The organism is Ilumatobacter sp., from assembly GCF_049588435.1.
Lineage (GTDB): Bacteria > Actinomycetota > Acidimicrobiia > Acidimicrobiales > Ilumatobacteraceae > Ilumatobacter_A.
In genome coordinates, this window is sequence record NZ_JBAVYV010000169.1 from 1 (window position 1) to 6,900 (window position 6,900).

7 protein-coding genes are annotated in these 6,900 nt (G+C 66.6%); 5 read left to right on the forward strand and 2 right to left on the reverse strand.

Annotation, left to right across the window (positions count from 1 at the left end; all coding sequences use genetic code 11):
• Positions 1-156: 156 nt before the first annotated feature.
• A complete protein-coding gene (locus WBV89_RS06190) occupies positions 157-939 on the reverse strand; it encodes a ParA family protein (RefSeq protein ID WP_423980463.1) in 783 nt (260 codons plus the stop codon).
• Between the two features lie 108 nt (positions 940-1,047).
• Here WBV89_RS06190 and WBV89_RS06195 point away from each other — a divergent pair, with 108 nt between their 5' ends.
• Positions 1,048-1,248 carry a hypothetical protein gene (locus WBV89_RS06195; RefSeq protein WP_423980464.1) on the forward strand — a complete coding sequence of 67 codons (201 nt, stop codon included), beginning with the start codon at positions 1,048-1,050 and terminating at the stop codon, positions 1,246-1,248.
• 22 nt (positions 1,249-1,270) lie between these two features.
• Here the strand turns inward: WBV89_RS06195 and WBV89_RS06200 are convergent, their stop codons facing one another.
• Complete coding sequence (locus tag WBV89_RS06200) at positions 1,271-2,032, reverse strand: hypothetical protein (protein WP_423980465.1); 762 nt, start codon at positions 2,030-2,032, stop codon at positions 1,271-1,273.
• 54 nt (positions 2,033-2,086) lie between these two features.
• Here WBV89_RS06200 and alaS point away from each other — a divergent pair, with 54 nt between their 5' ends.
• The 4 genes from alaS to WBV89_RS06220 all read left to right on the forward strand — a co-directional run.
• Complete coding sequence (alaS, locus tag WBV89_RS06205) at positions 2,087-4,702, forward strand: alanine--tRNA ligase (protein WP_423980466.1); 2,616 nt, start codon at positions 2,087-2,089, stop codon at positions 4,700-4,702.
• A complete protein-coding gene (gene ruvX, locus WBV89_RS06210; protein WP_423980467.1) occupies positions 4,686-5,189 on the forward strand; it encodes a Holliday junction resolvase RuvX in 504 nt (167 codons plus the stop codon). The genes alaS and ruvX overlap by 17 nt, the downstream gene beginning before the upstream one ends.
• A complete protein-coding gene (mltG, locus tag WBV89_RS06215; protein WP_423980468.1) occupies positions 5,186-6,433 on the forward strand; it encodes an endolytic transglycosylase MltG in 1,248 nt (415 codons plus the stop codon). Before ruvX ends, mltG begins: the two co-directional genes overlap by 4 nt.
• Positions 6,433-6,900 (forward strand): shikimate dehydrogenase family protein (locus tag WBV89_RS06220; RefSeq protein ID WP_423980469.1); only part of this gene is annotated, 468 nt, incomplete at its 3' end. The genes mltG and WBV89_RS06220, both read left to right, overlap by 1 nt.

The window sequence follows — 6,900 nt, forward strand, 5'->3', positions numbered from 1 at the left end:
CCCGGAACACCGGTCCTGGAGACACTGAGCTGGGACGACTACGTCGAACGAGGACGAGCACGCCCCGATCTCCAGGGATGGACCATCACCCGACTCGACATCACCGACCTCCCCGCGAGGTTCCGGCCGCGCTGAATGGACGCGGTGTCCGGAAGGTCAGGTGTTCTTGATGGTGCGCCGGAGCTTCGCCCAGAGACGGTCGAATGCATCGATCGAGTCGGCAGCACGGCTGGCGTAGCTGTGGATCGGGCGGCGTTCGCCGACCGCCTGATTGAGGATCACACGAGCCGGAACCGCCGGTTTCAGAATCGCCTGGCGACCGACGATCCGCTGGAGCTCGGCGATCCGACGCTCGGCCTCGTTCGAGATCGCCGGCACCCGGTTCAGCACCACACCCGACAGTTCCAGATCCGGGTTGTAGCTGTCCCAGACGTCGTCGATCGCATCCGCCACCCCACCGATTCCGCGGAGCCCCAGCGCCGATGGCTCCACCACGAGCAGTGCATGTCGTGCCGCGGTGAGCGCGTTCGTCGTGAGGTTTCCGAGCGATGGGGGACAGTCGATCAACACGGCGTCGTAGGAGTCGAGTACGTCGTGCCCGCCACGGAAGGCGGCGGCGAGACGACCGGTCTCGCCGGCCTCGAAACCCTGCAACTCGTCACCTGCCGGGATCACGTCGACGCAGTCGGGCCACCCGGCAGTGGTGTCGGCCGGGCGAATGGCGTCGGTGACGTGCGCTCCGGCGAGCACGTCGCCGAGGGTGACCTCGTCGGGAGTTCCGAGCGGATCGACGCCCAGCACCCAGCTCGCGGAACCCTGTGGATCCATGTCGACGACGAGGACTCGCCGTCCTGCCGCACCGGCCGCAGAAGCGAGTCCGAGGGTGACGGTGGTCTTCCCGACCCCGCCTTTCTGGTTGAGCACAGCGACCGTGGGCATGGCCGACATCGTGACACACGGCAAACGCTGCTCTCCACCCCACGATATCCCTGGTCCCGCCGCTACAATCGTGTCTCCATGTCAACCGTCCAGTGAGGGAGCCCTGTCGTGAAGAAGGGTCGTCATCGCCGATTTGAAGAGGCGAGAAAACTGAAGCAATCCGGCCCCGGGGCCTTTGACCTGGGGTTTGGTGATTCGTCGACCGACGTCGTCGAGTCCGATGACGACGAGGACGACGACGAGTACGCCGCGCTCGCAGCGAAGTACGGCGTCACGTTCGACGACGACGAGGACGACACCGAGGACTGATCCGCCTCCGCCAGGCCGCGAATCACTCGATTCCGGTCCGGCGCAGCGCCGGATGGGGGAGCGGAACCGCGATCGGCCGCTCGAACACCTCGACCATCAGGTCGTAGATCTGTTCGCCCACCAATTCGACGATCTCGTCGCGCCCCGACACGTAGTACGGCTCCGAGCCGACGAATGCGTCCGGCGTCTCGGTGCACCACCAACCGAAGTCGTCGCCGCCCTCGCCCCAGTCGCGCCGTTTCCACTCGCGTAGTCGTGACGTGACGTGGCCGGACTCGTCCTCGGAGTGCTCGAGCCGGAGCGGAACCTGCCAGCACACCTCGGGCTTCCAGTCCAGCGGGCGTTCTCCTGCCGCCTCGGCCGCGATGTGCAGCGCACAGCCGACACCGCCCTCGAACCCCACGCGATTCAAGAAGATGCACGCGTCGTCGACGAGTCGGCTGACGACCGTCGGCTCAGCCGCGTCGTCGAGTTCACCCCGCATCGTGATCCCGTTCGCGAGGGCATCGGCGTGGAACTGCATGTGCTCGGGTCGGACCCGCTCGAAGTAGCCCTCGACCGACTTCACATCGTCGGCATCGGCGAAGTGGGCGCCGTAGCTGCAACACCCCTGCTCGAGTTCGGGAGCCGGCTCGTCGAGGATGCCCTTGCACCCGCAGCCGTAGATGCACGTGTACGACGAGCGCAGGAAGGTGGCGTCGAACACCCACGTCCGGTGTTCGTCCGGATCGTCGAAGCTGATCCACTCGTGGAGATCCTCGTGTACTGGCGGATTCTTGCTCACTGCCGGTGACCGTACCTCGGTAGCATCCACGGCCGTATGGTGACGAATGATTCGATGACGGCTGATCAGCTCCGTGACTCGTTCACGGGGTTCTTCGCGGACAAGGGCCACACGGTGGTGCCCTCGGCGAGCCTGATCCCGCACGATCCCTCGCTGATGTTCAACGTGGCCGGCATGGTGCCGTTCAAGTCGTACTTCACCGGCGACGAGCAGGCCCCCTACAACCGGGCGACCGCCTCGCAGAAGTGTGCACGTGCGGGCGGCAAGCACAACGACCTGGACGACGTCGGTCGGACCAAGCGCCACCTCGTCTTCTTCGAGATGCTCGGCAACTTCAGTTTCGGCGACTACTTCAAGGAATCGGCGATCCCCTGGTCGTGGGAGCTCGTCACCGGCGATCCCGCATCGGGTGGCTGGGGCTTCGACGGGGATCAGATCTGGGTCACCGTGCACGAGTCCGACGACGAAGCCGAAGCGATCTGGCACGAGATGGTCGGGGTCCCGATGGACCGCATCCAACGGCTGGGCGACAAGGACAACTACTGGCAGATGGGCGACACCGGGCCGTGCGGGCCGTGCAGCGAGCTGCACATCGACCGTGGTCCCGAGTTCGGACCCGACGGCGGGCCCCTCGGAGATCCTTTCGGCGACCGGTTCATGGAGTTCTGGAACCTGGTCTTCATGCAGTTCAACCAGGCCAAGGACGGCACCCGCACGCCGCTCCCACGCCCGTCGATCGACACCGGCGCCGGACTCGAGCGCATCCTGGCTCTGAAACAGGGCGTCGACTCCGTGTGGGAGACCGACCTGATGCAGCCCCTGATCGACGAGGCCCAGTCGCTGACCGGGAAGACGTATCGCGTCGGTGACTACGACGACACCGACAGCTTCGGCCTGCGGGTGCTCGCCGAGCACGCTCGTTCGTCGTCGATGTTGGTCAACGACGGCGTGTTCCCGTCGAACGAGGCGCGCGGCTACGTCCTGCGGCGCATCATCCGACGCGCTGTGCGCTTCGCGTACATGCTCGGCACCGAGTCGCTCGTGATGCCACGCCTGACCGAGACGGCGATCGGCGTGATGGGCAATGCCTATCCCGACCTGGTCAAGAATCAGGAGTTCATCACCAACGTGATCACGCGTGAGGAGGAGAGCTTCCGCCAGACGCTGAAGAACGGGCTCTCGATCCTCGATACCGCCCTCGAGGACGACTCCGAGTCGCTGTCGGGGTCCACGACGTTCCTGTTGCACGACACGTACGGGTTCCCACTCGAGCTCACGCAGGAGATCGCCTCCGAACGCGACGTGGCCGTCGACCTCGACGGGTTCAACGTCGAGATGGACGCGCAGCGCACCCGCGCGAAGGCCGCTGCGAAGGGCACCGTCGACGACGCGTCGCTCGGGCGGTACCGCGAGGTCGTCGAACAGTTCGGGACGACGGAGTTCGTCGGATACTCGGACGATCAGGCCGAGGCGCGTGTCCTCGCGGTGTACGACGGCGATGCTTCGTCGGGTGAGGGCATCTCGGAGATCTTCCTCGACCGCACGCCTTTCTACGCCGAGTCCGGCGGACAGATCGGCGACACCGGAACGATCGTCACCGAGACCGGAACAGCCGAGGTGATCGACACGACGTACGCGATCCCGAACCTCCGGCGACACACGGTGCGGATCACCGACGGCGTGATCAGCGCCGGTCAGACCGCGACGGCATCGATCGACAGTGAGCGGCGCGAGAAGATCCGCCGCAACCACACCGGAACCCACCTGCTCCACCACGCCCTGCGAGAGGTCCTCGGCGAGCATGTGAAGCAGGCCGGTTCGTGGGTCGGACCCGATCGTCTCCGGTTCGACTTCTCCCACTACGAAGCGGTGACCGCCGACCAGATCGCCGAGATCGAACGTCTCGCCAACGCGCAGACCCTGCACAGCCGACCGACGCGCACGTTCGAGACGACCAAGGACGAAGCCGAGTCGCTCGGCGCGATCGCCTTCTTCGGCGACAAGTACGGCGACATCGTCCGCGTGCTCGAGGCGGGCGACACGATCGAACTGTGCGGTGGTACCCACGTGTCCGCCACCGGTGACATCGGGATGGTGAAGGTCGTGAGCGAGGCCTCGATCGGGTCGAACCTCCGCCGGATCGAGGCGTTCACCGGTGAGGGATCGGTCGCGCTGCTCCAGCGCGACGAGGAACTTCTCGGCAACGTCGCATCGTTGGTCGGCACCCAGACCGACGACGTGCTCGGTGGCGTGCAACGCAAGCTCGACGAGATCAAGACGCTCCAGGGTGAGATCAAGACGCTGCGCGCGCACCTCGCGATGGGTCGCGCGACCGAACTGGCGGCGATCGCCAACGACGGTGTCGTCGTGACCCAGATCGACCAGCTCGATCCCGGTGAGCTGCGCGAGCTCGCGATCGCCGTGCGCCAACAGCCGAGCGTGCACACGGTGGTGCTGGTGGGTGAGACCCCGTCCGGTGGCGTCGGCCTGGTCGCTGCGGTCCCGAAGGACTCTCAGAAGCCCGCCTCGGTGCTGCTCAAGGACGCCGCTCGCGCGGTCGGTGGCGGCGGAGGCGGCAAGGGTGACATCGCGACTGCCGGTGGCAAGGATCCGTCCGGGATCCAGGAGGCGCTGCGGCTCGCGGCGACGGCTGTTGGCGAGTTCTCCTGACGCCGGCCCCGAACGCGTTCCAGGGGTTCGGGCGCTCGGCGTCGATCTCGGTTCGAAGCGGATCGGGATCGCGGTGTCGGACATCTCGGGCACGATCGCATCGGCCCTGACGACCGTTCACCGCTCGAAGAGTCGTCGCCACGACCACGCCGAGATCGCCAAGTTGGTGGCCGTCGAGGAGTGTGAGGTGGTCGTCGTCGGTCTGCCGTTGTCGCTCGACGGAACCCACGGTCCCGCGGCGCGAGCTGCCACCAAAGAGACGCAGCAGATGGCTAGCGTCGTCGGGGTGCCCATCGAGATGTACGACGAGCGGTTCACCACGGTGACCGCCGAACGCCACATGCTCGAGGTGGGCCTCGATGCGAAACAACGACGGCTCGTCGTCGACAAGGCCGCCGCTGCGGTCATGTTGCAGGCGTGGCTCGAGCACCGTCGCAACACGTGGGGTCGCAACCCAGCAGCCGATCCCACCGGAGCGCCTTCGTGAGCACCGGACTCGATCCGCTGCTCCCCGAGGCCGAAATCGATCCGGATTCGCGTCCGGCCATCGACTGGGAGGTCGACCCGTGGGACAACGCCGACCGCACCGGAAGCGTCGAGCGGCTGCGCCGACAGACGCGTGTCTTCAAGTGGGGCGTCTACGCCCTGCTGTGCGTCTCCATCGTGATGGTGATGATCGCCGGCGCTGTCGGCTGGTGGTATGTCCAGAAGTTGAACCCCGAGGGCGAGCCCGGCGAGGTGCAGAGCTTCACGGTCGCCGATGACGAGACCTTCGAGACGCTCGCCGACCGCCTCGAGGACGACGGTCTGATCTCGGATGCGCACGTGTTCGAGCAGTACGTCGATCGCAACGGCGGGCTCGAGATCACACCCGGCTACTACGAGATCCGACCGAACGATCACATGGGCAACGTGCTCGGTCGACTGCGCACACCGCCCGGACAGACGTACAGCAAGGTCACCTTCCCCGAGGGCTTCGTGCTGACCCAGATGGGGCGGCGGCTCGAAACCGAGATCGACCGCATGTCGGCCGACGACTTCGCCGCGGCAGCGGCCGATCCTTCCGTCACCTCGACGCTGATGCCACCCGAAGGCGTCTCGTCGCTCGAGGGGCTGCTGTTCCCCGACACGTACGAGGTCTCCAACGCCGAGAGCGAAGCACAGGTCATCAACCGCATGATCGGGCTCATGGAGCGCGTCACCGGCCAGGAGGACATCGTCACCAAGAGCGCGGCACTCGGTCGCACGCCGTACGAGATCCTGACCATCGCGTCGATGATCGAGAAGGAGGCCAAGGTCCCCGAGGATCGCGCCAAGATCTCCCGCGTCATCCACAACCGGCTCTTCGTCACGGCGAACAACCCCGACGATCCGTTCCCGCTCCAGATCGACGCAGCCGTGCTGTACGGCCGGAACCAGTTGGGGATCGACCCCAGCACGCCGTTCTCCGAGGTCCGCCAGATTCCGAGCGACTGGAACACCTATCTCATTCCGGCGCTCCCCAAGACGCCGATCGCCAGCCCGGGCCGTGCGTCGATCGAGGCCGCGTTGAACCCCGCACCGAACCCGGCTCCCGGCGACCCGATCTGTGCCGACCTGCCGCAGCCCGATCAGTGCTTCTACTTCTTCTACGTCCTCGCCGACGAGGACGGCACCCACGCCTTCGCCGCGACGCCCGAACAGCACCAGGCGAACGTCGATCGTGCGGCGGCCGCCGGACTGCTCGGTTGATGGCCGGGCGACTCGCCGCGGTCATCGGGTCACCGGTCGCACACAGTCTGTCGCCGGCCATCCATCGCGCAGCGTTCGCCTCGGCCGGGATCGACTGGTCCTACGTCGCGTTCGAGGTCGCCCCCGGAAACGCTGCGGATGCGCTCGCCGCGATGCGCACACTCGGAATCGCCGGCCTCTCGGTGACGATGCCGCACAAGTCCGACGTCGCCGTACTCGTCGATCACCTCGAACCGGCGGCGCGGGCGCTGCAGTCGGTCAACACGGTGAGCTGGGACGGTGACGACCTCGTCGGCGCATCGACCGACGGCGCCGGTTTCGTCGCATCGCTCGCCGATGCAGGTGTGGAGGTTGCCGGTTCACGAGTCGCGATCCTCGGTGCCGGCGGAGCGGCGCGGTCGCTGATCGACGCGCTCGCCCGTGCGGGCTCGGTCGACATCACGGTGCTCAATCGAACGCTCGAGCGG

Bases quoted from the DNA above. Each gene is read 5' to 3' on its own strand.
- alaS (WP_423980466.1), top strand. From the start codon at position 2,087: ATGACGGCTGATCAGCTCCGTGACTCGTTCACGGGGTTCTTCGCGGAC.
- WBV89_RS06190 (WP_423980463.1), bottom strand. From the start codon at position 939: ATGCCCACGGTCGCTGTGCTCAACCAGAAAGGCGGGGTCGGGAAGACC.